This is a genomic window from Methylomonas sp. MED-D (assembly GCF_050276835.1).
GTDB lineage: Bacteria > Pseudomonadota > Gammaproteobacteria > Methylococcales > Methylomonadaceae > Methylomonas > Methylomonas koyamae_A.
Genome location: NZ_CP189965.1, coordinates 3,851,884 through 3,875,757, shown reverse-complemented (window position 1 = coordinate 3,875,757; position 23,874 = coordinate 3,851,884). Strand labels below are relative to the sequence as shown.

Sequence of the window (23,874 nt, the reverse complement as noted above, 5' to 3'; positions counted from 1 at the left end):
ACACTTGCGAGTAAAGCTTGTCCCTGAATCGTCCAAAAAACGCATTCGAATAGGCGGCGTAGGCCCTGACTGAGACGTTGTTAAGCCAATCCTCTCAATTTCTTGTTACGGAGTGTGACGTCCGGAAATCGTCGGATTGGAGTGAGTCGCTCCGGCTGGTGGGGTCGAATCGCCATTGGTCGGCTAGGCAAAAATGCTCGACGCCACGTGTGGCTGGAGGTTAGCCGAGGGTAGAAATGGCTTTGTGACCAGCGAATTGGCTGAATCATGGGGCGCGGCACTGGGTTTTTCATGATTCATTTTTATTAACGCCGGTAAAACCCGGTATGGCCGGGGTTTACCGGCGTTAGCCCTAGACGGCCTAGATTTTCGAGTCTTTGCGATTTTTGTTCGGTGAAAAGGTGAGGAATGCGATGCCGCTGAGCAAAAGCCAAGCCGAAGGCGGTAACGGAACGCTGGTTGTCAGGGTATTCAGCATCGTTGAATCGCCTGCCGTGAATTGCGCTGTCATACTATGCGCCGCGTCCGCGGTGCCGGCGATATCGCTGCCGTCCGCCCAAAACGCACTGGCGGTGATATAGCTGGTGATGAAGAAGTCTTGACCGGGCACCAGATCGAAACTGATAGCTCGGCTTTCGTTCAACGCGGTACTGTTAACCAGGGGATCGGCGTGCGCGTTGACGAAGTCTCCGCCAAGCATTGAGCCGGGAAGTTCTGCGTAAGGGTCGAAAATTCCCCCCCAGACGTTCATGCCGGCGGTGATGGATTCGGTGGTATCGCCGCTAAGCAAGCCACTGACCGAGAACGTGATGGTGTAGGTTTGGGACTCGGTTCCGGCGTAGTGGTAGGCTTGCAGGCCCTGAGCGGTGGCGGTCGCGGAGACATAGCCGATGGTATTGGGGACGTCCGTTTTAGCGTAAGCCTTCAGGATGGGTAAGGATTGCGCCCCGGTTAAGGAGCCTTCGGCAAACCAAGAATAAATGTCGTTGAATTCGGTCGTCGCCGTTGGATAACCATTTCCGCCCTTTGAATCGGACGCGCTGGAACCGTCGTCCGGACACGTCGAACAAACCTTAAACCAGTGCGTGCCGCTGCCGGACACGCTAATGCCCGGTTCGGTTAACCGTGCGGCATAGCTGGTGTTGTTCAGGAATAATCCCACGGACAGGTAGAGAAGATATCGGGATTTAGCGATCATATGGCCCCCTTATTAAGGCTTGGAAGAAGTAAGGCTCGGAAGATTGCCGCTAACCGCAGTCGGCGGCGGAACAGGTTGATTACTCAACAACTGCACGTACAATCTAGCTGAAAGCTTGGGTCGAGAATAGTTCGATTTATCACATCCGGCGGTTGCCAACGAGCAAGCTTGAGGTGCTTTCGGCTTTGATCGATTACTCTATTGTATTTAACCGGAGAGCCCGGTTTGCGAGCACGCGCGGTGTTGCTTAATCCTGGGCGTGGCATTTAAATCGCGTGATGGGCTTAATGTCGGGTCTCGGACCGATAGCCGGAACGGCTTCTTCGTTCGGAAAACCGTTCTGGGGTGACGTGGTTTCTTTGCGGATCGCGAAGCCGCTAACGCATTCTCGATGCCGAGTCCGGTAGCTCGATCGCGGTTATTCGTCGATTGGGCTGTCGTTGAGGGTTTGCCGACACTGTTCCGGCTTGCCGTTTTTGAACGACGGCGAGATGCCGACCTGCTCGGTGAGGCCCCTGAGCAGCAATAGATAAGCCTGCTGGTCGATACACACTTTGTTAAGTTTCCAAGTCTGGATTTGGCCTTGAATTTCGATGCGTTCGAGACTGATGTCCTCCAGAGCAAGGGTGCGGCTGGCGGGTGGGGTGGCTTGGGCGGTGAAGGTCGCGGTGGCGAATAGCACGAGCACGGCGAGATTCAAGTTTCGCATGGCGGTTTCCTGGCAAATACGATTAGCTTAGCGGCACCGCGCGCATGGTGTTGGTTTTCCGATCTCGCCGCAGGCGACGATGCCGGTATGCCCTGCGGAAAGGGGGATTGCCGGTTGCGAAAAAAATCGCGTTAACCTTCGAGTACTTGAATCGGCGGGATAAAAGAGCTGGGGTTCGCCGCTAGGCCGGGTTAGGCGGTAACCGTCACGGCATTGCCGTGTTATCGCGAGCCCGGTCGGCCCCCCGCGAATCAAATCAGAGCGCCCGCGAGCAGGCGATTACTGTATTCCTGTTCTCTGATCAGGATGGTTTCGTTTTTGACGTCGGTCAGTTTTTTGACCAGGACTTTGCCCGAGGCGGGGAAGAAATACACTTTGCGCGGATAAATGTCCAAGGTGTCGGAGGCGACGATCGGGATATTGCGTTCGTCCAAGTAGTCGCGGAGAAAGTCTGCGCTGCGGGCGCCGACATTGTTACGGCTCAGGCGGTTTAGCACGTTGCCGCCGCCGAACACTTTCGCTTCCAACTGGTGCGCTTCCGCACCGATGTCGAGCAGGTGCTGAATAAATTTGTCCATCGCCTCGCTGGCCAGATTTGTCAGGCGTTCGCCGACCGGTTGGTCTTCGTTCAGATTGGCTACCATGAAGTGGTTCATGCCGCCGATACCTTTGACGCGGTCGCGGATGCAAGCGGTAACGCAAGAGCCCAACACCGTCACGATGACCGCGCCGGCTTGGGCGACGCAATATTCGCCGGGAATGATTTTGCTGGCGGCGGTACGCCAGTAGGGGTCGAAGTAGGTTTCGGAGCGGTTTTGTATATACATGGTCGGATCGGGGTAGAAGTCAGTCGGTAGCTCGGTCGATTAGACTGTCGAGTGTCGATTAATTTCTAACATAAATCGAGCCAGCCAACGTAGTACCAAAGTATTAGGCTGGCTCAATCTCGCGCCGCCGCCGGGCTTGAGCCGATTGGCGCGTTCGGCTTGGCCGGCGCCTGGACCAAGTTCCGGCGCGGTTCATTCGATGTTTTTGTAGTGCAGGGACGAAATTTGCTCGGAGACGATGCCGATCATAAAGATCAACAGTGCCGACAGAAACAACACCGCGCTCATGTTGGTGAAGCGATTTTCGGTGAGGTAGGTATAGGCGTAATAGGCTACGCCGACGCCGAAGATCGAGCCGCTGATCGGCAGAAACAAACGCATCGGCGAAAACAACACGCCGATGCGCAGGATGATGATGAAAAATCGCAAGCCATCGTGGAGCAGGCGAATGTGACTCTTGCCCATCCGGCTGCCGGCGTGTATCGAGACGTAGGCGACCGGGAAGCCGGAGCGGAAGAAGGCCATCGTGCTGGTGGTCGGATAGGAAAAGCCGTTGGGTAGCAGGTACAGGAATTTGCGGAATTTGTCGGCCCTGACCGCGCGAAATCCCGAGGTCAAGTCGTCGATTTTATGGCCGGTCATCAGCGACGCCAGTTTGTTGTAAAAGCGGTTGGCGGTGCGGCGAAACCAGGAGGCGTGGCTGCTCGACAAGCGGGCGCCGACCACCATATCGTAGCCTTCCGCCAGTTTGGCCAACACCATCGGAATGTCGGCGGGATCGTGCTGGCCGTCCGCGTCCATGAATACCAGAATGTCGCCGCGAGCATGGCGGGCGCCGGTTTTGATCGCGGCGCCGTTGCCCATGCCGTAGGGGTGGGAGACGACCTTGGCGCCGGCCGCTCGGGCGACTTGGGCCGTATCGTCGTCGGAGCCGTCGTCGATCAGCAGAATTTCGGCGTCGGGATACAGCGCCTTCAATTTCGGCAAGAAGGTCGGCAGGTTTTCGGCTTCGTTTTTGGCGGGCAATACGATGCTGAGCAATGGTTGGGCGGTCATGTTGGGCGCGGGTGGGTAAAAAACGGCGGGTTTGGGCGGTGGCGGCGCGGTGGGGTACGCTGCGAATCGACGGCGAGTCTAGCAGAAATTCGCGCGGGCTAACATCGTCGGCGCTTAGCGAAACCGGTCTTTCAGGCCGCGCAGTTCGGCGAACACTGCGGGCGCCGGCCGGCCGGTCAGGCCCAAGTGTCGTTGAATCGCCGGATCCTGCTCGCGCAGAAAGGGATTGGTGGCCAGTTCTTGCGCCATCGTGCTGGGCAGGGTCGGTTGTCCGGCTTGTCTGAGCGCGATGACTTCGGTCTGGCGCCGGCGCAGGGCCGGGTTGTCGAAATCGACTTCCACCGCGAAACGGGCATTGGCTTCGGTATATTCGTGGGCGCAGTAAATCCGCGTCTCCGGCGGCAGCGTTTTGAATCGTTGCAGCGATTGCCAAAGCTGCTCGGCGCTACCTTCGAACAAACGCCCGCAACCCAGCGAAAACAAGGTGTCGCCGCAAAACAGCGCCGAACTGTCCGGACAATAAAAGGCAATGTGGCCGCTGGTATGGCCAGGCGTGGCGATGACCTGTACTTGCTCGCGCCCGAGGGTAAAGGTCGTGCCGTCTTCGACGGCAAGGTCCAGACCGGGGATGCGGGTCCGGTCAACCGCGGCGCCGACGATACGGCATCCGCTAGAGCGTTTTAAGCTCAGATTGGCGCCGACATGATCGCCGTGGTGGTGGGTATTGAAAATGTAATTTAGACGCCAACCTCGTGCTTGCAAGGCGGCTTCGACAGGTTCGGGTTCGGCGGGGTCGACCGCGGCGGTCGCGCCGTCGGCGGGATCGTGCAGCAAGTAAATGTAATTGTCGGTCAGGGCGGGCAGCAGCAAAATTTCCAGCATCGCGGCGATTCCAAAAAAGACGGGATAACGGATTTTACCACTACCGGGGAGCGCCGCCGTATAGGTCATCAACGCCTGGTCATGCCGACTTGTCCGGCGCCGTTGGCTGGATTCGTGCCGTCGCCGCTCGCGAAATCCGGCACTGAATGCCTGGCGAGGCTCGGCGATGTTGCTGACAAAAGCTTCAAATCGGCTAGTATTATGACTGCGTTGCGGGTGGCGGATTCGGTAAGGCCCAGGTTATTCGAACTTGCGCAAACCTTTTGTAAGTCCAGGCTTACATAGGACTTTCAGTTCCGTCGTCGGTTTTAAACTCTTCGTTCACGCCGAATAGCTGCACGGTTAGACGGCATGATGGTTGATTTGACCGGAACTATTGGAGATGCGTATGCCGTTGTCGGAGTTGAAACTGAATACCCGGCTGTTGTTGCCGCCGGGCATCATGGCCCTATTGGCCGTCCTGTTGTGCATTTTCGGCATTCGCAATCTGGCCGAAGTCAACGCGGTCTTGAGTAGCGTCTACAACGACAGGGTCGTCCCGCTACAAAGCTTGAAGACCATCGCCGACCGCTATGCCGTTAATATCGTCGATACCGCGCACAAGGCCCGCAACGGCAACATCGGTTGGGCAGAGGCTCGCAAGAACATCGAGGAGTCCGGCGCCGTCGTCGAAAAGGCTTGGCGGGCTTATACGTCGACGTCTCTGGTGGATGAAGAGCGTGATTTGATCAAGCAGATCGAACCGCTATTTGCCAACGCCAACCGGGAACTCGCCGATTTGCTGACCATCTTGCAGCGCGAAGACCGCAACGCGCTGGCGGCGTTTACCGTGCAACGCCTGTATCCGGCCATAGACCCGATTTCCGAAAAAATATCCGCGCTGGTCGATTTGCAATTGCGGGTCGCCAAGCAGCAAAACGATCTGGCCGAGGCCAATTACGCGACGGTTCGCAATCTGACCGCAGTGATGTTGCTGGCCGGTTTGGTGGTTTGCGTTTGGTTTTCACTGAAAGTCGGCCGTTCGATCAAGGCCCAGATCGGCATGGAACCCAGCGCGGCGGCGGAACTGGCGCAAGCGGTTTCGGCCGGCGATTTAAGCCAAGACGTGCCGGTCGTGCCCGGCGACACCTTGAGCATTGCCGCCAATTTGCGAATGGTTGTCGTCAATTTACGGCGCATGGCGGCCGATGCGATGACCTTGGCCGCCGCCGGCGTCGAGGGGCGACTAGCGGTGCGGGCCGACGCCAACGCGCATAGCGGCGAATACCGGCGCATCATCGAAGGCGTCAATGCCACGTTGGACGCGGTAGTTGGTCCGTTGGACCGGGTGCGCGAGCTGTTGACCTGTGTCGAGCAAGGCGATCTGAGCCGGCGGATCGACGAAGATTATCAAGGCCAATTGCAGGAATTGCGATTGGCCGCCAACGCAACGGTAATCCGTTTGTCGGAAACGATTAACGAGGTTTCGGTCGCGGCCGACCAATTGAGCGACGCCGCCGAGCAAGTCAGCGCCACGTCGCAAGTCTTGGCCCAGTCGGCCAGCGAGCAGGCCGCCGGGGTCGAGCAGACCAGTGCCAGCGTCGAGCAAATGGCGGCCAGTATTAACCAGAATGCCGAGAACGCCGCCGTCACCGACGCGATGGCCGGCAAGTCCGCCCAGGAGGCGGTCGAGGGCGGCGCGGCGGTCAAGCAAACCGTGGAGGCGATGAAGGAAATCGCGACCCGGATCGGCATCATCGACGACATCGCCTATCAAACCAATATGCTGGCCTTGAACGCGGCGATCGAGGCCGCCAGGGCCGGAAATCAAGGAAAGGGGTTTGCGGTGGTGGCGGCCGAGGTGCGTAAATTGGCGGAACGCAGCCAGACTGCTGCCCAGGAAATCGGCAAGTTGGCCGAACAAACCGTGCAAGACGCCGAATTGGCCGGGCGGATGATCGATTCGATTATCCCCACCATCGGCAAGACTTCGGCCTTGGTGCAGGAAATCGCGGCGGCTTCGCACGAGCAAGCGGTCGGCGTCGGGCAAATCAACCAGGCGATGAATCAAGTGAACCGGGTGACCCAGCAAAACGCCGCGTCCAGCGAGGAATTAGCGGCGACCGCCGAACAAATGAGCGGACAGGCCGAGCAATTACAAAATCTGATGAGTTTCTTCCGGCTGGCGGACGAAGAGCCGCCGAGCCCCCGCCAGTTCGCTACGGAACGGCCGCCGAAAACCAAGCCGGCGCGCGATCGCTTCGAAGCCGATTTTTTACCGAACGAAGGGCAATTCGTGCGCTATTAGCCGGCGTCCAAGCGCGTCAATGCGCAAGGCAATCGCGTATCGTCAATTTGGCGGCGGATTTCGCCGGCCAGTAGGCGGCGATCGCGGCGATTGCCAGTACCAATACCAACCAATAGAACGCTGCGGTATAGTCGAAGCGGTAATCCAGCCGAATGCCGAGCATGACGGTGCCCAAGCGTTCGGCGATCGGTTGGGCAAGCCAACAGGCCAGCGGCACGCTGATTAGCCACGCCAAGCCGCCGTGCAACAAACCTTCCATCGCAAACAGCCGAAACACCGCCGGCGTCGGCGCGCCGATGGCGCGCATCACGCCGATTTCGCGAGTGCGTTGCAACACGGCGATCGTCAGCGTGCCGGACAGGCCGATGCCGCCGATGGCCGCGACCATCGCCGCCAATCCCGCCAAGGTCCCCAATACCGAATTGAACTGGTTGCGGGCATAGCGGCGTTGTGCCAGCTTGGCTTCGGTGCTGTAGACGTCCAAGGTCAGGCCGGCACTGTCATAGCGGTCCTTGAGTCGGCGCAAATAGTTGTCTTCGCCGGCCGCGTCGGCGATGTCGGCATCCAGTAGCGCAAACGAAGCGAGTTCGCCGGTCCCGGCCAGTTCGCGGGCGGTCGCCAGTGGCGCGTAAACCGGTTCGACCGCCGGATTGTTGCCGGCCAGCCAGCGGTAGACCCCGACGATTCGCCAGGAATCATGGCGGCCGCCCAGCTTAACGTCCACGCTGTCGCCGGGTTTTAGACCGTTCAGCGCGGCGGTGTCGGCACTGATGACTAATTCCCGCTCGCCGGCGTCTTCCGCTAACCAGCGGCCGGCTTCGATCAGCGGCCGGTAAAGAGTGGACGCCGCCGGTACCGCCAGCATCTGCAAGCCCAGACTGCCGGTTTGCCGCAAGGTTTGCCCGTGATGGCTGATTTCCGCCGGTAGTCGTTGCCAAACCGCCAGATCGCGGGTGGCCGGCAGAGACTTGGCCAATTCGGCGACCTTAGCCGCGGGCTGGTCGACGCTGAAACCCAATTTAACCGCGTAACGGCTACGCGCCATTTCGTTGTCCAGCGTCAGGTTCACGGAGGCGATCAGGCTGGTCGATACCAAAAACATGATCCCGGCCACGATCAACACGCCTTGGGTTAATAGCAATCGGGCCTTGCGGCGGAATAAATTGCCCAGCGCCGCCGCATACAGCGTCGGCAACCATCGCGCGCCGAGTTTTTCGATCCAGGCGTCGAAGCGGTTCCCGCCGAAGTCGCCACCCAAGCCGTAACTGGCCAATGCCGTCCGTACCGTCATCGCCGCGCCGCGCCACACCGGCGGCAACGCCGCCAGTAGCGGGGCAATCAGACCGCCGCCGATCATCCAAGCCAGTGCGTCGGGTGCGACCGAGAACGCGCCGCCGGCGATGTTGAACAAGGCCAGCAACTTGCGAGCGGCCCAATCGGCGCCGAACAGCGCCGGCGGAATCGCCATGCAAGTCGCGGCCACCGCCAGCAAAGCAACTTCGCTGAGATATAACCCGGCCACGGTCGCGCCGCCGCCGCCCAGCGCCTTGATGACGCCGATCTGGTCGGTTTGTTGGGTAATCTGGGCCGATACCGTATTCAAAATCAACAGGCTGGCCAAGGCCAGGGACGCCAGGGCCATCGCTTGCAATACCGAGTTGATACCGGCGACAAAGGGACGGCCCCAATGCTTTTCCGGGTCTTGCAGCAACGTGACGCTGACCGGCAGATGCCGCTCGGCCAGCAAGTTTCGGAGTTGGGCGGCGACGCCTCGGGCGGTTTCGGCGTCGTACGGCGGTACGATGCGCACCAGCAACTGCCGGAAATAGCCGTCCGCTACGCCGAACGACGCGGCGCTGGAACGGTCGGCGAAAAAATGTATCTGACCGCCGAATTTGGGCGGTTTGACGAAAGGATGGCGGACGACGCCGCTGATCCGAAAACCGGTCGGGCCGTTAGCGGTGTCGAACTCCAGCATCGCGCCGGTCGTCAAGCCGGTTGCTTGCTGGGACAGATTTTCGACGGCGACTTGGCCTGAGCCTGGCCAAGATCCGCTTTCCAGCGTGGTCAGGTCGAATTGCTGGGCGGCGTAATCCGGGCGAACGATTAAGGTCGCGTTTTGCCATTCGCCGCTGCCGGTTTGGCGGTAGCGCACCGACAGCGGTGTCAGCGTGTCGATACCCGCCACGCCGGGAACGGCGCGTAAGCGGCTTAGCAGTTCGGGCTCGGCCGTGCCGCGCAGAATCAGGTTGATATGCGAGGGCTGCGAGCGTCGATGAGCGGCGTCCATGCGGTCGAGCAGCAATGCGACCATCCCGAACAGCGTTCCGACGCAAAAAATGCCGATCGCGATATTGACGACGGCCAACAGACTGCGCGCCTTGGCGGCACGCCAGTCGGCCAGGATCTTGTAACGCAACACGTTCAAGCGCTTTCGGCTCCGCGGTCCGCTGCTGGATCGTCCGGTGCTTCCAAGCCCGATCCGTTCCGCTCGGCCGCGTGCCAAGTCACGTCGGCATGGATGCGGCCGCCGCGAATTTCCAACTTACGGCTGGCGGCGTCGGCCAGCGCTTCGTTGTGGGTGACCATCACTAGCGTCTTGCCCTGGTCGTTGAGATGGGCGAACAGTTCGAACACCGCATCGGCGGTGGCCATGTCCAGATTGCCGGTCGGTTCGTCGGCGACGATCAACGGTGGGTCGTTGGCCAGCGCGCGGGCGATCGCGGCCCGCTGTTGTTGGCCGCCGGAAACCTGGCTGGGCAGGCGGTCGGCGGCATCGGCCAGACCCACTCGCTCCAATAGAGACATGGCCCGCTCCCGGCGCCGGCGTTTGTCTAGCTTGCCGAGAAAATCCATCGGCAGCACTACGTTTTGCCACAAATTTAAAGCCGGCAACAATTGGAAAAATTGAAACACGATGCCGACATTGGCGCCGCGCCAGGCGGTGAGCTTTGCGTTACTCAGGTGGTGTAGCGCCGCGCCGTTGACGAAAATCTCGCCGCGATTGGGATGATCGATGCCGGTCAACAGATTCAGCAACGTCGATTTGCCGTTGCCGGACGGGCCGACGATCGCGACGAATTCTCCGGCGGCGATGTCCAGGTCGATGCCGTGCAACACCGTCTGCAAGCCGCCGGCCTGCGGATAATCTTTGTAAACCTGGCGAAGTCGGATGATGGGTTGCATGGCGGCCGTCAAATTAGGGTATGGTACACGACGCGCGGCTTTCGGGCGCGCGCCGGTTTTCGAGAGTCTCTGGAGAGAAAATATGTTGGCGGTACGCTTGCTATGGTTGGTTTTGGCGTTGGCTTGGCTGGCGGCGGAAATTTGCTTGGCCCAGGCCGCGCGCGGCCGAACCGATGGTGTCGCCGCCGAACGCGATTCGCAACGCCGCCTGTGGCTGGCCGGCGCGGCCGGTCTGATTGCGGCGCTGTACGCCAAACAACTATGGTGGTGGCCGCTGCCGGTGGCTTATTTGCCCAGGCAGGCGCTGGCGCTGACGATTTTCGCGGCCGGTCTGAGCTTGCGCTATCTGGCGGTCCAGCGTCTAGGCCGATTTTTTACCACCGACGTCACGATACAGCCCCGTCACGAGTTGATCGTCGACGGGCCCTACCGCTGGCTGCGCCATCCCGCCTATACCGGTTTACTGCTGGCGCTGGCCGGAGCCGGCTTGGCGATGGGCGATGGTCTGGCCATATTGGCGGCAACCCTGCCGATCGGCCTGGCCGTGCGCGGCCGAATCGCGATCGAGGAAGCGATGTTGGCGGCCGAATTCGGCGCGGCTCACGCCGACTATTGCGCGGTGCGCTGGCGCCTGTTGCCTTGGCTATATTGAAGGCCGCCACCGGACGGGCGCTCCGCGTCGGTACCGCGACAAACTGATATACTGCGCCGGTTCCGAACCGGCCCGATCGGATTCGGAAGTCATCGCGGTCTTCCCGCCTTTTAATAATAACGACAACTACCGGGATATTTTATGCAAGATTATTTGCCGATGCTCGAATCCATCGCCGCCGACTGGTACCGGTTGACGCTGGCCAATCAGGAATACGCGATCACGCTGATCGTCGCGGTCTGGCTGTTGACCGCGATTTTTTACAGCATCCGAATCGGTTTTCTGAACGGCCGTTTTCGCCGGCTGGCCGCCGCGTTGCAACAACTGCAATCCGAACTGGCCGAAGCTAAACTGCAAATCGAAGGCTTACAGCAGCAATTGACCGAGAGCGGCGAGCAAGTCTCCGCCGCCAATGCCGAAATCGCCAATCGGGCACAATTAATCGACGCGTTGGAGCAGCAAATGCTTAAAGCCAACCAAAGGCTCGCCGACGTCAACAAGGCGCTGGCGGCGAACTTTGGATTGCCGGTACCCGGCGGCGACGGCGGCAACCCCGAGGAGGTTTGGGATCAGCATCGGCAAATTACCGAGCAATTGAACGGCGTACTGGCCGCCGAGCGTCAAGCCAAGGCCGACGCGGAACAGGCCCGCGAGGACGAGGCGGCCAAGGTGGGCGAGAAGGAAGCCTTGCTCGGCGCATTGCGGGCGCGCGTCGAGTCGCAAACTCAACAAATCGGCGAACTGGAAGCGGCCTTGGCCGAACAGCAACGTCAAGCGCAACAACAGCGGATCGACGCCGCGCGCGTCGCCGAGCTGGAAGCGAAGCTAGCCACCGCCACTGCGGTCAAGGTGGTACCCGCGCCGGCTCCGGCTCCGGTGACGGCCGTAAAATCGGAAACCCCCGCGCCGGTTAGCGAGCGTATCGGCGATAGTGTTAGAGCGGCCGTGGAGCCTGAAAAGCCGGCGGTGGTCGCCAGTCCGGTCGCACCGATCCCGGCACCGGAGCCCGTCGAGATCAGCGCACCCGAACCGATTGTCGTCGCCAAACCGGTGGAGCCGCCGCGTCCGATCGCCGTCGAACCGGCTTCTGGCAAACCAGCCGAGCCGGCCGGCGGTGGCTTGAAAAAGCTGTTCGGCAGCACGATGCAGAAATTCGCCAAGCTGGACGAAAAATTCGGCGGTTCGACACCGAAGCCCGCGGTAGCTGAAGCCGAACCGACACCGGCCCCGAGCGCGGAACCGGCACCGGAACCAATCGCGCCGACTCTCGCGGCGGATAAGCCCGCCGAAAAACCGGCCGCTGGCGGCGCGATGTCCAAGTTCAAGGGCTTGCTCGGCAAGGGCAAAAGCGAAGCGAATGCCGACGATGACGAAGCGGAACCGTTGATCGAACAACTCGAAGCCGTCACCGCCGACGCGATGCAGGCCGCCGAAAAGGCCAAGGGCCAATTGCGCGGATTGTTCGGAAAATTCGGCAAAAAGGGCTGAATAAGCCCCATCCTCCGGCTCGGCCGATTAGCTTGGGATCGGCCTTAGACGCCGCTCCGCCAGCCAATTGGGCTGGCGGACACGCCTTGTTGGAGGGTATGCGTCGCTGGCTTCCGTTGTATGCAACCTGCCGTCGGGCGGACTTCGGGCCGCCGCGATCGTCAAATCCAAGGCGGCGCAGCCAAATCATTGGACGTCAACTAAACCGCTTGGCGACGAGTCTTCCGGTGATTGCCGGCAAACGTCGCTATTCCCCCTCCGCCAATAACACGAGCGCCGTCGGACGCGCCGGACTCGGATCCGCCCAGCGTGAGATTTTGCGGCAATTTAAGGTTGTCAGCGTCCCGGCTGTTCAGCGCGCCGAGATCGGCCTCGATATTTTCCCCAACAGAACTGTCCGCTGGGACCCGCATGCTTACGCGTTGGCGATCGACGGGGCGAACGGTGTGCCGGGTGGATTGGTTTCCGGTTCGCGGCTTACGTTCTCGCGAATCAAATCGCCGTTCACGTCGTTTTAGCAGGCGGCGCGGCCGCTCGTGCCGTAAATTCCATCGGATCATCGTCGTTCGGTGTGAGGCGAAGTCGGTGTCTGGTCAATTTGCGCTCGAATTCTTCCCGAACCGAAATTCACTCCTGTCGCAGTCCAAATTCGTCTTGCGTTGATTCATTTGACTCGGGAGCCTTCCGTGTGTCCAACCTCGAGTCGCTGCGACAGCGCCAAGGTGACAGTTGCGTATGGCGCACGGCGGATTCGAGATGGGTCTGCCAAAGGCATCGTGCAAACTGTACAAATCATTGTTTATAAAATTAACAGGTGCATAAAAAATAAACGGATGGATTGCGGGCTTGGATTGTTCTATTTTTAAAAAAATATAAAAATCAATGCTATAGGTGCTGGCGGGATCTGGCATTTTTCCTGCTTTGGTATGGCGGCGTTATTGGGTACTGGCGCTTTGGCCGCACGGCGGCGCGTTTCTACTCGGCGTTCGGATCGGGCGGGCCGTGACGCTAGGCTGATTGACGCCGTTTAAGCGCTGATTCTCCGGCGTAATATGTCGGTTTTGGGTTTCTTGGATTAACGATGGCGAGGTTTCTGATGAGGTTTGCGATAGGTTTGGTACTGCTGGGCTTTAGTTTTTCAGTGCATTCTGAAAGCTATCCGGCGGCTTACTTTCAGCCCAAGCTGATATACAGCGCCGATGGCAACGAGAGCGATCAACAAGCGCAAACAACTGAAGTTTCCGCCAATCAGGGCGAGTTTGATCCCCGCTACCCTGCCGCGAACTTTCGTCCGATTGTGATATTTTCATCGACCGAGTTTATCCCGGCAAATTAACGACTAGGGCGAACGATAGATGCCGGCGGTAAACAGTCGTTTTGTCCACGGATTGGCTGGCGAAAGCATCGCCTGTTTAGTTAATAGAGCAAATCGAGGTTATTCAAGAGACGGTGAAATTTGTGAGCCTGTCGTTGGTCCGATTTATCCGGATTTGGACGTTTTATTGATTTTACTGTTGCAAGTCAAACAAACCATATCCAGGTTTTTTGGCAATCGTGGCGAGTCATTTTAACAATGCTGTCTTTTACTATGAAAGTCGTTAGGAAAATCACCGATATATCTAGGTCAGGAACGCCTTGATCTCGGCTAAAGCCGCTCCAGCTACCTTCATTTTCAGGGACGAAAGTCCTTTCAAGACCGCTAGTTTTGAGCAATATCCTCTTGGGATCTCAAGTAAATTTAAGGCTATGATCGATAATAAAGCATTAAACACGCTAGTATTCTCTTTAAATGAATGCGTTCTTCCGGAATTGCATTTGAACAAAGCCGGATTAACCGGTTTTTTTTATGCGCTGACTATCACGCCGTGCATAATCGATCCATCCGAGTGGATGGCGGAGTTGTTTTTGGGGGATAGACCCGATTTAAACGGAAGACAAGTTAAGCGCTTGAAAAAAGCGGTAGTCGCCGTGGTTAAGTCGGCAAATAAGTCGATGCTGGCCGATAAACTAGAGTTTCCGTACGATTTTTCCGAGATTGACGAAGAGACGATGGCTGATATTTGGCATTGGTGTTATGGATTTTTGAGGGGCATTAACTTGCGCTGGTCTTTCTGGCAAAGCGGTATTATCGCCAAGGAAACCGGGCAGTGTTACGATCTGGTCAAGGGAAGTATTAATATTATTACCGCATTGGTGACCGAAGACCTTAGTTATTTGGATAATTTGGAACAACTGAAGTCGCGGATCGGCAGTAATATTGAAGGAGGCGCCAGCGACGAACGGATTCTTGCTGCCGTGTTGCCGACGTTACCCGAAGCGTATCAATGTTTGCGGATATTCGCGGCAACGATGTCGAAGCGCCTGCAAGCACATCAGAGTGCTAGGGCCTCGAGCTGAGCAATGCTAAGCCGTGATGGCTATCGTTGCGGGGAAAGCTTCGAGCGAAGTCGGCGGGCGGATGCAAATTCGCTGTTCGACTTCGCTGAATGTATAAGCGTTTCGGCATCCTTGCCTGGTGGTGCTAATCCTGTTTTATCTTTTTCTAACCAGAGGGCTTGGAATACTGCTAAGTTTTCCGGCCAATTGATTCGAAAGATGTCCAAATACCGATCCGAGAATAAACGAAATCGATATGACCAACAGCGGGTTATTCAGCGATGCGCCTAAAAGAACTTCCTGATTCAATTTATCGGGAGTTTGTAGTAAATAAGCGAAGGTGGAGGAGTAACCCAAAACGCCAACCGGTATAATCGCGAATTGCGGTAAATTCGCAGACAGACACAGTACAATCACCGCGCCCGCCACGATTAATGCCGTGGTAATTTCGACGCCCAATGAGATTTCCGGATCTATTTTCAGCAGCAATAATGCGGTGACCCAGGCCATGAACACTCCGAAAATTCCATTGATTATCGTGTTAATTGCCGCCTCTCGGTCCGCGCCTAATAAGAAATAAGCCGCCCATGCAATCGTTGCAGCCCAAATAAAAAACACGCCCGCCGCGGGGCCCACCGCAAAATACGTGGCGACTCCAGAAAGAATGCCGATGCTCAGAGATAGTGCTGTAATTTTTTCCATTTGAAATTTCCTGTTGATTATCAAGGGTGTTGAAATAAAAGTGATCAGCCGCAGGGGCGAGGTTATTTTTTTCGTAAAAATTAACCAATCCAAAATATAGCACTCCGATTATTTATTGAAAATGCGACAATTTGTCACGCTGACAGCTCTTCCGTCGATGATAATATTTTTCGTCAAAATGGACGAAACTTATCAGGTCCAGACAGAATAATTCCCGGCATCACTTGGGAAAATTCCTTGTTGATTTTTCTAGTGCCTTAAAGCATGTGTATTCAGGGGAATAAGCGCGCTAAATTTGCGTATCTCGGCGCGAATCCAGGTTAATAATAATGAGCAGGTTTAAAAGATTGGTAAGTCAATAACTTGTTATATTATCGGATGCGTTTTCGGTAACAGCATTCTGTTCGGGCCTCGGCTTTTCGAATGGCCTTAGATGAAACAGAAATCCCAAATAAACGGAATCCTTCCGGTTTTAGAGTGTGGAAATCGGCATCGGCGCCGATGGGCTTTGGCGGGGAGTTAAAACGAATTCAGTTTGTTAGAATCGAGGGGTGGCCGTGATGAAAACAGTCGGTTTAGGTACCTCTGCGACTTACGCCGGCCGTGAAGGCGGAGGCTTGTCCGCCGAGCCCGGCTTGCTGCACGCGTCAATGCCTGCGTTTCCAAACGCCGGCTCGCAATCGAGTGTTCTGTTTCAGCACAGCAAGCTTGCTAACGTCCTAAATGCCGAGGCAGCTCGGCGACCGAATCCAGTATCAGATCGGGTTGCACTGACGATGCTAGGGTATAGGCCTCGCGGTATTTGCCGGTCTTGACCAGGATACCTTGCAGTCCGGCGCGCTGAGCGCCGCCGACATCGGAATCGATATCGTCGCCTATCATAGCGATCCGGCTGGCTGGCAGCCCAAGTTGTCGTAAGGCCAGCGCAAAAAAGGCCGGCGATGGCTTGCCCATGACTGCGGCGGTCTTGCCGGTCGCATATTCCAGGCCGGTGACGAAAGCGCCGATGTCCATCCTGAGGCCGTCGGCTGTTTGCCAGAATTTGCCTTTGTGCAAGGCGATTAGCTCGGCGCCGGCCATGGCCATTTCGAACACCCGGTTGAGAATGTCGTAATTCCAGGCCGAACCGATATCGCCGATCACGACGGCGTCCGGCTGTTGGGCGGCGGCGTTGAATTCGGCGAATTCATCCTTGACCGCGTCGGCGACCAGAAAATGGCAGCTGCGGTAGCCGCGATGTTTGAGGTAGAGGCGCGCGGCGTGCGGAGTCGTCAATATCTCGTCGGCGGTGATCGGCAAGTCGATGGCTTGCAGTTTGGCCGCCAATTGCGCGCGCGATTGGGTCGTGGTGTTGGTGACGAAGCGGCGGGGCAAGCCCAACGACTGGATGTGCGCCAGCGCCGCCGCCGCGCCGGGAATCGCCGCGTCGCCAACGTAGAGAACGCCGTCCAGATCGAACAGCAGGCCGTCAATTTCTGAAACAGTCATCGGAAAGTCTCGTGGATACCCTGGTGCGGGGTTTTACCTCATCGTTTCCGGCCCGGTCAAGCGGCCGTGTTAGAGTCGCGGCACCAGATCGAGTTCGAACATGATGGCGTCTTCGCGGCCCTGCTTGGCGGGATAGTAATTCTTGCGGACGCCGATTTCCCGAAAACCGGTTTTGCGGTACAGGTCGATCGCGCCGGGGTTGCTGGGGCGGACTTCCAGAAAGATTTTTTCGGCGCGCGGTCGGGCGTATTCGATCAAATGCTCCAGCATCTTGCGGCCGGCGCCCTGGCGCTGAAAGCGGGGACTGACGCTGATATTCATGATATGGGCCTCGCCTGCCATCACCGAGATGATGCAATAGCCGACGATGCTGTCGTCCGGCGCTTCGCAGACCCAGTTGGTGTAATTGATGGCGCGAAAACAATCCTTGAAAATGCCTTCCGACCACGGAAACTCGTAATTTTCATTTTCGATGGTCAGCACGCGCGGTAAATCGGCGTGGTCCATCTTGCGCAGCCTCAGCAAGTCGCGCGGCGCGACCGAATCGGGAAATACCTTGGCGTAAAACTCGCGGTCGGCGTCGTAAATCACGGCATCTTTCAGCTTGTGTAGCAATTTCCACATGGGGTTAGGTTTCCAGCGATTGATAAACGGAAAGCGCGAATTGCAGGTCTTCCCAGGCTTTGGCTTTTTCGGGCAACGAGCGTAGCAAATAAGCGGGGTGGTGTACCACCGTCAACGGTATTCCGGCCAATTCGTGGCGGATGCCGCGCAGCCGCGCCAGCGGTTGCTGGGTTTTTAGCAGATTTTGCGCGGCGATGCGGCCGACGGCCACGATGAGCTTGGGTTGAATCAGTTCAATCTGGCGTTTTAAAAAATCGTGGCAGGCATCGACCTCTTCGGCCCGCGGATCGCGATTATTCGGCGGTCGGCATTTCAGCATGTTGGCGATGTAGACCTGCTCGCGGCGCATGCCTATAGCCCGGATCATTTCGTTCAGCAATTGGCCGGCCCGCCCGACGAAGGGTTCGCCTTGCAGATCCTCGTCGCGGCCCGGCGCTTCGCCGATCAGCAGCCAAGTCGCATGCTTGTTGCCGACGCCGAATACGGTCTGGGTGCGGGTCTCGCAGAGAGCGCAGGCGCGGCAGATAGCGACTTCGTGCTGCAGGTCTTTCCAGGCATGGACGTCGGTGTGAGACTTGGGGTGATGCGGCAATGGTGCGAAGGCATCGCTTTCGGATATACAAGACGAGTCGGATGCGGCGGTTTGCAGTGCCGGTTCAGCGTGCCGGTGATCGGTGGTAGTTTCGTCTACGGCCGGATATTCCGCTGTTGGCGCGGCTTCGTTATCGGCAGCGTCGAAGTGGTGAGCTTCGCTTTGCGATGCCCACCCTACAGGGGCGGCAACCGCTTGCTCGGTGACGATAGATGGATGCCGAAGTTCCCAGGCATCGATACCCATCGCCTCCAGGTATTGCAAGCGGACCGACTTTTCCATCGCGAGCTGTTACACGTCACCCTTTTGCGGATGCTGGCGCTGATCCGGGCTTTGCAGTTTGTTGACCGCGTTGATGTAAGCCTTGGCAGAGGCGATGACGATGTCGGTATCGGCGCCGGAGCCGTTGACAATGCGGCCGGCGTTTTCCAGTCTGACTGTCACTTCGCCCTGAGAATCGGTGCCGGTGGTGATATTGTTGACCGAGTACAAAGCCAAGGTCGCGCCGGTTTGCACCAGGCTTTCGATGGCCTTCAGGCTGGCATCGACCGCCCCGCCGCCGGTCGCGTTGCCGGTGACTTCCTTGCCGTCCACCAGGATGGTTACGGTGGCGTTCGGCACTTCGCCGGTCTCGGAACAGACCTTGAGCGCCACCAGTTTGATGTGTTCGTCTTCGGCCTCGAAACTTTGCTCGGAAATCAGCGCCTGTAAATCCTCGTCGAAGATTTCGTGCTTTTTATCGGCCAACTGCTTAAAGCGGAAGAAGGCATCGTTCAAATCGGCTTCGCTATCGAACTGCACGCCGAGTTCCGCCATTCGGGTTTTGAACGCGTTGCGGCCGGAATGCTTGCCGAGCACCATCCGGTTGGTGGTCCAGCCTACATCCTCGGCCCGCATGATTTCGTAAGTCTCGCGGTTTTTCAAAACGCCGTCCTGGTGAATGCCGGATTCGTGGGCAAAGGCGTTGGCGCCGACGATAGCCTTGTTGGGCTGTACCGGAAAGCCGGTGATGGACGACACCAGCTTCGAGCAGGTGACAATCTCGCGGGTGTCCAAGCGGGTGTCGCATTGGAAAAAATCCTGGCGGGTGCGGATTGCCATCACCACTTCCTCCAGCGAGGCGTTGCCGGCGCGCTCGCCCAGGCCGTTGATCGTGCATTCGACCTGACGGGCGCCGTTCATCACCGCCGACAAGGAATTAGCGACCGCAAGTCCCAAGTCGTTATGGCAATGTACCGAGAAGACGGCCTTGTCGGCGTTCGGAATCCGTTGCCGCAAATTGGCGATCATCGCGCCGAATTGCTGCGGCATGCTGTAACCGACCGTGTCCGGGATGTTCAAGGTCGTCGCGCCGGCATCTATCACCGCTTCCAGAATCCGGCACAAAAAATCCTCTTCCGAGCGGCCGGCGTCTTCCGGCGAGAACTCGACATTGTCGGTGTACTGCCGCGCGCGTTTGACGGCCTTGACCGCGTACTCGATCACTTGGTTCGGCTGCATGTTCAGCTTTTTCGCCATGTGGATCGGCGAAGTGGCAATGAAGGTATGGATGCGGGAACTGTTCGCGCCTTTCAAAGCCTCGCCGGCCCGGTCGATGTCTTTGTCCAAGGCTCTGGCCAAACCGCAGACCGTGCTGTCTTTAATCGCATCGGCGACGGCCTGCACCGCCTCGAAATCGCCTTGACTGGCGGCCGGGAATCCGGCTTCGATGACATCGACTTTCATGCGCTCCAGGGCGCGGGCGATGCGGACTTTTTCATCGCGGGTCATCGACGCGCCGGGGCTTTGTTCGCCGTCGCGCAAGGTGGTATCGAAAATAATCAATGAATCTTTCATGAGGGCTCCGTTCATGAAACGTTCGGCATCTCGCCGAGAAAGCGGAAAAAGTGGTGTTTATTGAAGTCGTCGTGGAATGATTGCTAGCCCCTCAGGGCAGCAGTCTTGGAGACGGGGCGAGCGCAAGATGGCCGGATACTGGTCGGGCGAATTCGGTAGGCTGCGGAAAAGTCGTCTTGATGTTCATGGGGCCGCACTATACTGCATAGTCGCCACGCGGCTCAAGTGCGGCGTTGCGCCTAAACGGCGAGGTCGTGTTGCCAGGGTTGAGCTTGGTCGGGCGCGGCTCGCCAGAATCGAAAGATCTCGTAACGGTCCGCAATAAATTCGGCCATCAGCTGCCGATGTTGCCGCTGAAAATAGTCGGCGACCGGTGCGGGCGGCGCGCCTCGATAGAACTCAGCCAAGGCCGATGCCAGCACTTCCGCGTTCTGAATATCGCCCATCGCGGTTAGATAGCGTTGCAAGCGTTCCAGTAAGTCCGGCTTCAGTCCAGGAATTTGATCGGGCGCGGCTTCCAGCATGTAACGCAGCTTTTTCAGCGCGATCCGCAGTTGATGGATCGTGGCCGGATGGCTGTCATTTATTGCGGCATGGCGCTCCAGCGCATCGGCATAAACCCGATCGACGACGGCCGGGATGGCTTGGGCGAGATCGATGTCGGCGGCGCGCCGGTTTGCTCGCCGGCCGGACTTTTTCAGTTTGCGCCGCAGATTGCCGGTGCTAAAAGCGGCAATCTCGGGTTCCAGGCGCCCAAGCAATCGGTTCTCCCGGCGACGCAAGTGCTCATGGAAATCGCGCAATTCCGGCAGTTCGACGATAGCCGCGTCGATGGTCAGCAACATGACTTGGGTATCGCGCAAATCGTCGAAGCGGTCGAGTTGCGCCTTCAGCACTTTGCGGGCTTTGCGTAACGCGGGGCAGGGCGCCAAGGCGCGGATCAGGTCTATCACCGACACCAGCCGGCGGATGCCGGTGCGTAATTTGTGGATGTTGTCTTCGTCGGCCCTTTGTCGGCAGGTTTGCAGGCGTTTGCGATACAGTTGCCAGTGGCGGTCCAGGGCGTGTTGTAAGAACTTGCCGGCCCCGGCCATGACTGTTTAGCCCTTGCGGCTTTGCAGCCGGCGTTTGCGCACCACCAGCGTGACGATAGGGCCGGACAGCGCGTAGCCGACCGACAACAAAAACAGCATGCGTTGCGGTTGCGCCATCACGAAACCGATCACCAGCATCGCGATAATCGCGACGATGAACGGCACTTTGTTCTTGAAATCGAGTTCCTTGAAGCTGGAATAGCGGAAGTTGCTGACCATCAGTAGCCCGGTGCTGATCGTGGTAAACAGCACCAGATATTTGAAATTCTCGACGTCGTAGCCGTTTTCGATGCAAAACAACAGGCCGCCGGCCAGAATCGCCGCCGCCGCCGGGCTGGGCAAGCCCTGAAAATAACGTTTATCGGCGACTTCGACCTGGGTGTTGAAACGCGCCAAGCGCAACGCGCCGCCGGCCATGTGTACGAAGGCGGCGAACAGGCCGGCCTGGCCCATGCTGGACAAGGTCCACAAATACATGACGATGGCCGGCGCGGCGCCGAACGAAACCATATCGGACAAGCTGTCGTATTGCACGCCGAATTCGCTTTGGGTGTTGGTCAGCCGGGCCACTCGGCCGTCTAGGCCGTCCAGCACCATCGCGATGAACAGCGAAATCGCGGCGGTTTCGAAGCGACCGTTGATCGCCGACGTGATCGCGTAAAACCCGGCGAACATCGCACCGGTGGTGAACAAGTTGGGCAGCAGATAAATGCCTCTGTGACGCGCAATTGCTGGTTTTTTTATCATCTCGGTCGGACGGGAAATTCGATTTGGCGGCATTGTACATGGTGAATATGACGGTTGCTTGAGGAAATGCCGATTGCGGGCCGTTCAGTTAAACGATCTCGGCCTGCATCGACGCATCAGCGGTTTGGCCGGTTAAACGGAGGATTCCAAACCGGCGTGGTCTGTCGTGCAAATCGTTGATGTCACGGGCTCCTCAAAACTTCCAAACCACCAGCGCCTGCGGCAGGCTTTCATGCAGGCCTTTGATGCCGTATTTGTTGTGCCAGTATTGATATTCGATGCCGATAAACAAATGGTTACCCGCGCCCCATAGATCGCCGAGGTCCAGGCGCAGTTGTGGTTGGGCTAGGGCTTGGCGGGCGGCGGTTTGGTTGCGGCCGATGAAATCGGCGAAGCCTTCGAAGCTCCATTTTGTGCCGGCGATTTCGAAAGGCAGTTTCCACACCGGCGTGATTTGCCAAGAAGTGCCGATGTCGGCGGGTTCGGTGACGCGTTGCCGTAAAAAATCGACATTGAAGTACTCGAAACCCGGCAAATCGAAATCGACGCTAATGCCATACAGCCAGGCCCGATAGCCGCTATGCGGGCTATTGACGTTTTCGCCCAGGTTGATGCCCGCCGTGGCGCCGACATCCTTGATGATGCCGAACGACAGATCCAGGCCGCTGATTTTGCCGAAGCTAAGGGTGCTGTACGCTTCGCCGTATAGGTTGACTTGCGCCGGTTGACCGCTTTCGGTGAACAGCGTGTCCATGAAGAAAAAGTTGCGGCCGTAACGCCAGCCGTGAGTATGGGTCACGGTGACGATGGAGCGAGCGATATCGTTGGCGTTAAACGGTTCGGAGTAGGTCGGGCCGTGCAAATATTGAATTTCGCTGGTGCTCCAGTCCAGCCGTTCGGCCACGCTGGCGGTCGGCGCGCCCAGTGCCGCGGCGGCGATGACGGTTTTCAGCGTATGCGAACGCAGCGACTCGGGCATGCTCATTCGATCTAGCGGACAAAAAAAAAGCCCATCGAGAAGATGGGCTTTTAAGTCTAGTCGATCAGCTTAGTTCTTGCTTTTATCGACGATTTGGTTGGCCTTAATCCACGGCATCATCGCGCGCAATTTGGCGCCGACTTGTTCGATCGGATGTTCGGCGTTCAAGCGACGGCGCGCGGTCATTTCCGGGTAGCCGGTTTGGCCTTCCAGGATAAATTGCTTGGCGTATTTGCCTTGCTGGATGTCTTCCAGGGCTTGTTTCATCGCCCAACGGCTTTCTTCGTTGATGACTTTCGGACCGGTCACGTATTCGCCGTACTCGGCATTGTTGGAGATCGAGTAATTCATGTTGGCGATGCCGCCTTCGTACATCAAGTCCACGATCAGTTTCAGTTCGTGCAAGCACTCGAAGTAGGCCATTTCCGGCGGATAGCCGGCTTCGGTCAGGGTTTCGAAACCGGCTTTGACCAGTTCGACCGCGCCGCCGCACAATACCGCTTGTTCGCCGAACAAGTCGGTTTCGGTTTCGTCGCGGAAAGTGGTTTCGATGATGCCGGAACGGCCGCCGCCGATCGCCGAGGCATAGGACAGACACAATTCCTTGGCCATGCCGGACGCATTTTGGTGAATCGCGATCAAATCCGGGATGCCGCCGCCTTTGACGAACTCGGAACGTACGGTGTGGCCGGGTGCTTTCGGGGCGATCATGATCACGTCCAGGTCTGCGCGCGGCACGACTTGGTTGTATAAAATCGCAAAGCCGTGGGCGAAAGCCAGGGCCGCGCCTTGTTTGATGTTCGGTTCGATTTCTTCCTTGTACAGCTTGGATTGAAATTCGTCCGGGGTCAGAATCATCACCACGTCGGCGCCGGCGATGGCTTCCGGTACGTCCTTGACGGTCAGGCCGCTGGCCTGGGCCTTGCCGACGGACGCGGAGCTAGCGCGCAAGCCGACGACGACGTCGACACCGGAGTCTTTCAGATTGTTGGCATGGGCATGGCCTTGCGAGCCATAGCCGATGATGGCGACTTTCTTACTGCGGATGATCGAAAGATCGGCGTCTTTGTCGTAATAAACTTGCATAGGTTCTCTCGTTACTCTGGTGTGAATTAAAAATTTTATCGACTTTCTGGGAGTCGCCGTCACGC

At 57.9% G+C, this 23,874-nt stretch carries 22 protein-coding genes; 6 read left to right on the top strand and 16 right to left on the bottom strand.

Translation table 11 applies throughout. From position 1 onward, the window contains the following. Nucleotides 1–361: 361 nt before the first annotated feature. The 5 genes from ACQE3E_RS17340 to gloB form a co-directional block, all read right to left on the bottom strand. Nucleotides 362–1,198 (bottom strand): hypothetical protein, encoded by an 837-nt coding sequence (locus ACQE3E_RS17340; protein WP_168032422.1) that lies wholly within the window; start codon nt 1,196–1,198, stop codon nt 362–364. Between the two features lie 418 nt (nt 1,199–1,616). Continuing rightward, nucleotides 1,617–1,907 (bottom strand): hypothetical protein, encoded by a 291-nt coding sequence (locus ACQE3E_RS17335; protein ID WP_313729619.1) that lies wholly within the window; start codon nt 1,905–1,907, stop codon nt 1,617–1,619. 251 nt (nt 1,908–2,158) lie between these two features. Next, a complete protein-coding gene (locus tag ACQE3E_RS17330) occupies nt 2,159–2,734 on the bottom strand; it encodes a chemotaxis protein CheD (protein ID WP_064031016.1) in 576 nt (191 codons plus the stop codon). Nucleotides 2,735–2,926: 192 nt separating this feature from the next. Then, the gene (locus ACQE3E_RS17325; RefSeq protein WP_281021041.1) at nt 2,927–3,790 is read right to left on the bottom strand and encodes a glycosyltransferase family 2 protein; all 864 of its coding nucleotides are present in this window, start codon (nt 3,788–3,790) and stop codon (nt 2,927–2,929) included. A 114-nt stretch (nt 3,791–3,904) separates the two neighbouring features. Then, entirely contained in the window at nt 3,905–4,672 is a 768-nt protein-coding gene (gene gloB / locus ACQE3E_RS17320) for a hydroxyacylglutathione hydrolase (protein WP_313729620.1), read from the bottom strand. Between the two features lie 388 nt (nt 4,673–5,060). Between gloB and ACQE3E_RS17315 the strand changes: the two genes are divergently transcribed. Continuing rightward, nucleotides 5,061–6,959 (top strand): HAMP domain-containing methyl-accepting chemotaxis protein, encoded by a 1,899-nt coding sequence (locus ACQE3E_RS17315; RefSeq protein ID WP_313729621.1) that lies wholly within the window; start codon nt 5,061–5,063, stop codon nt 6,957–6,959. 16 nt (nt 6,960–6,975) lie between these two features. On the opposite strand, the gene ACQE3E_RS17310 is transcribed toward ACQE3E_RS17315, so the two are convergent. Together ACQE3E_RS17310 and ACQE3E_RS17305 are read right to left on the bottom strand one after the other, a co-directional pair. Beyond that, complete coding sequence (locus ACQE3E_RS17310; RefSeq protein WP_313730260.1) at nt 6,976–9,381, bottom strand: FtsX-like permease family protein; 2,406 nt, start codon at nt 9,379–9,381, stop codon at nt 6,976–6,978. A 2-nt stretch (nt 9,382–9,383) separates the two neighbouring features. Further along, a complete protein-coding gene (locus ACQE3E_RS17305; RefSeq protein ID WP_083385588.1) occupies nt 9,384–10,145 on the bottom strand; it encodes an ABC transporter ATP-binding protein in 762 nt (253 codons plus the stop codon). A gap of 82 nt (nt 10,146–10,227) precedes the next feature. On the opposite strand from ACQE3E_RS17305, the gene ACQE3E_RS17300 reads away from it, so the two are divergent. From ACQE3E_RS17300 to ACQE3E_RS17280, 5 genes are all read left to right on the top strand, one after another. Beyond that, complete coding sequence (locus ACQE3E_RS17300) at nt 10,228–10,797, top strand: methyltransferase family protein (protein ID WP_064026194.1); 570 nt, start codon at nt 10,228–10,230, stop codon at nt 10,795–10,797. 141 nt (nt 10,798–10,938) lie between these two features. Further along, a complete protein-coding gene (locus tag ACQE3E_RS17295) occupies nt 10,939–12,285 on the top strand; it encodes a hypothetical protein (protein WP_064026196.1) in 1,347 nt (448 codons plus the stop codon). 227 nt (nt 12,286–12,512) lie between these two features. Next, nucleotides 12,513–12,803: a hypothetical protein gene (locus ACQE3E_RS17290; protein WP_313729622.1), complete on the top strand. Its 291-nt coding sequence runs from the start codon at nt 12,513–12,515 to the stop codon at nt 12,801–12,803. Between the two features lie 578 nt (nt 12,804–13,381). After that, nucleotides 13,382–13,621, top strand: coding sequence for a hypothetical protein (locus ACQE3E_RS17285; protein ID WP_083385589.1), 240 nt, complete (start codon nt 13,382–13,384; stop codon nt 13,619–13,621). A 299-nt stretch (nt 13,622–13,920) separates the two neighbouring features. Further along, complete coding sequence (locus ACQE3E_RS17280; RefSeq protein ID WP_313729623.1) at nt 13,921–14,682, top strand: UPF0149 family protein; 762 nt, start codon at nt 13,921–13,923, stop codon at nt 14,680–14,682. Nucleotides 14,683–14,817: 135 nt separating this feature from the next. On the opposite strand, the gene ACQE3E_RS17275 is transcribed toward ACQE3E_RS17280, so the two are convergent. The 9 genes from ACQE3E_RS17275 to ilvC all read right to left on the bottom strand — a co-directional run bounded on the left by ACQE3E_RS17275 (nt 14,818) and on the right by ilvC (nt 23,809). Next, the gene (locus ACQE3E_RS17275; protein ID WP_168032434.1) at nt 14,818–15,363 is read right to left on the bottom strand and encodes a DUF1097 domain-containing protein; all 546 of its coding nucleotides are present in this window, start codon (nt 15,361–15,363) and stop codon (nt 14,818–14,820) included. Nucleotides 15,364–16,074: 711 nt separating this feature from the next. Beyond that, entirely contained in the window at nt 16,075–16,851 is a 777-nt protein-coding gene (locus ACQE3E_RS17270) for a TIGR01458 family HAD-type hydrolase (protein ID WP_281021034.1), read from the bottom strand. A gap of 69 nt (nt 16,852–16,920) precedes the next feature. Further along, the gene (rimI, locus tag ACQE3E_RS17265; protein WP_281021033.1) at nt 16,921–17,475 is read right to left on the bottom strand and encodes a ribosomal protein S18-alanine N-acetyltransferase; all 555 of its coding nucleotides are present in this window, start codon (nt 17,473–17,475) and stop codon (nt 16,921–16,923) included. A gap of 4 nt (nt 17,476–17,479) precedes the next feature. Further along, nucleotides 17,480–18,349: a uracil-DNA glycosylase gene (locus ACQE3E_RS17260; RefSeq protein WP_313729624.1), complete on the bottom strand. Its 870-nt coding sequence runs from the start codon at nt 18,347–18,349 to the stop codon at nt 17,480–17,482. Between the two features lie 9 nt (nt 18,350–18,358). After that, the gene (locus tag ACQE3E_RS17255; RefSeq protein WP_168032437.1) at nt 18,359–19,903 is read right to left on the bottom strand and encodes a 2-isopropylmalate synthase; all 1,545 of its coding nucleotides are present in this window, start codon (nt 19,901–19,903) and stop codon (nt 18,359–18,361) included. Between the two features lie 239 nt (nt 19,904–20,142). Next, a complete protein-coding gene (locus ACQE3E_RS17250) occupies nt 20,143–20,997 on the bottom strand; it encodes a CHAD domain-containing protein (RefSeq protein ID WP_313729625.1) in 855 nt (284 codons plus the stop codon). 6 nt (nt 20,998–21,003) lie between these two features. Then, complete coding sequence (gene pssA, locus ACQE3E_RS17245) at nt 21,004–21,744, bottom strand: CDP-diacylglycerol--serine O-phosphatidyltransferase (protein ID WP_064026216.1); 741 nt, start codon at nt 21,742–21,744, stop codon at nt 21,004–21,006. A 193-nt stretch (nt 21,745–21,937) separates the two neighbouring features. Further along, a complete protein-coding gene (locus ACQE3E_RS17240; RefSeq protein ID WP_313729626.1) occupies nt 21,938–22,723 on the bottom strand; it encodes an outer membrane protein OmpK in 786 nt (261 codons plus the stop codon). Nucleotides 22,724–22,792: 69 nt separating this feature from the next. Further along, complete coding sequence (gene ilvC, locus ACQE3E_RS17235; protein ID WP_071155408.1) at nt 22,793–23,809, bottom strand: ketol-acid reductoisomerase; 1,017 nt, start codon at nt 23,807–23,809, stop codon at nt 22,793–22,795. Nucleotides 23,810–23,874 lie beyond the last annotated feature (65 nt).

Coding starts and splice junctions, on each gene's coding strand:
- ACQE3E_RS17340 (WP_168032422.1), bottom strand. CDS start 1,198: ATGATCGCTAAATCCCGATATCTTCTCTACCTGTCCGTGGGATTATTC.
- ACQE3E_RS17335 (WP_313729619.1), bottom strand. CDS start 1,907: ATGCGAAACTTGAATCTCGCCGTGCTCGTGCTATTCGCCACCGCGACC.
- ACQE3E_RS17330 (WP_064031016.1), bottom strand. CDS start 2,734: ATGTATATACAAAACCGCTCCGAAACCTACTTCGACCCCTACTGGCGT.
- ACQE3E_RS17325 (WP_281021041.1), bottom strand. CDS start 3,790: ATGACCGCCCAACCATTGCTCAGCATCGTATTGCCCGCCAAAAACGAA.
- gloB (WP_313729620.1), bottom strand. CDS start 4,672: ATGCTGGAAATTTTGCTGCTGCCCGCCCTGACCGACAATTACATTTAC.
- ACQE3E_RS17315 (WP_313729621.1), top strand. CDS start 5,061: ATGCCGTTGTCGGAGTTGAAACTGAATACCCGGCTGTTGTTGCCGCCG.
- ACQE3E_RS17305 (WP_083385588.1), bottom strand. CDS start 10,145: ATGCAACCCATCATCCGACTTCGCCAGGTTTACAAAGATTATCCGCAG.
- ACQE3E_RS17300 (WP_064026194.1), top strand. CDS start 10,228: ATGTTGGCGGTACGCTTGCTATGGTTGGTTTTGGCGTTGGCTTGGCTG.
- ACQE3E_RS17295 (WP_064026196.1), top strand. CDS start 10,939: ATGCAAGATTATTTGCCGATGCTCGAATCCATCGCCGCCGACTGGTAC.
- ACQE3E_RS17285 (WP_083385589.1), top strand. CDS start 13,382: ATGAGGTTTGCGATAGGTTTGGTACTGCTGGGCTTTAGTTTTTCAGTG.
- ACQE3E_RS17275 (WP_168032434.1), bottom strand. CDS start 15,363: ATGGAAAAAATTACAGCACTATCTCTGAGCATCGGCATTCTTTCTGGA.
- ACQE3E_RS17270 (WP_281021034.1), bottom strand. CDS start 16,851: ATGACTGTTTCAGAAATTGACGGCCTGCTGTTCGATCTGGACGGCGTT.
- rimI (WP_281021033.1), bottom strand. CDS start 17,475: ATGTGGAAATTGCTACACAAGCTGAAAGATGCCGTGATTTACGACGCC.
- ACQE3E_RS17260 (WP_313729624.1), bottom strand. CDS start 18,349: ATGGAAAAGTCGGTCCGCTTGCAATACCTGGAGGCGATGGGTATCGAT.
- ACQE3E_RS17255 (WP_168032437.1), bottom strand. CDS start 19,903: ATGAAAGATTCATTGATTATTTTCGATACCACCTTGCGCGACGGCGAA.
- ACQE3E_RS17250 (WP_313729625.1), bottom strand. CDS start 20,997: ATGGCCGGGGCCGGCAAGTTCTTACAACACGCCCTGGACCGCCACTGG.
- pssA (WP_064026216.1), bottom strand. CDS start 21,744: ATGATAAAAAAACCAGCAATTGCGCGTCACAGAGGCATTTATCTGCTG.
- ACQE3E_RS17240 (WP_313729626.1), bottom strand. CDS start 22,723: ATGCCCGAGTCGCTGCGTTCGCATACGCTGAAAACCGTCATCGCCGCC.
- ilvC (WP_071155408.1), bottom strand. CDS start 23,809: ATGCAAGTTTATTACGACAAAGACGCCGATCTTTCGATCATCCGCAGT.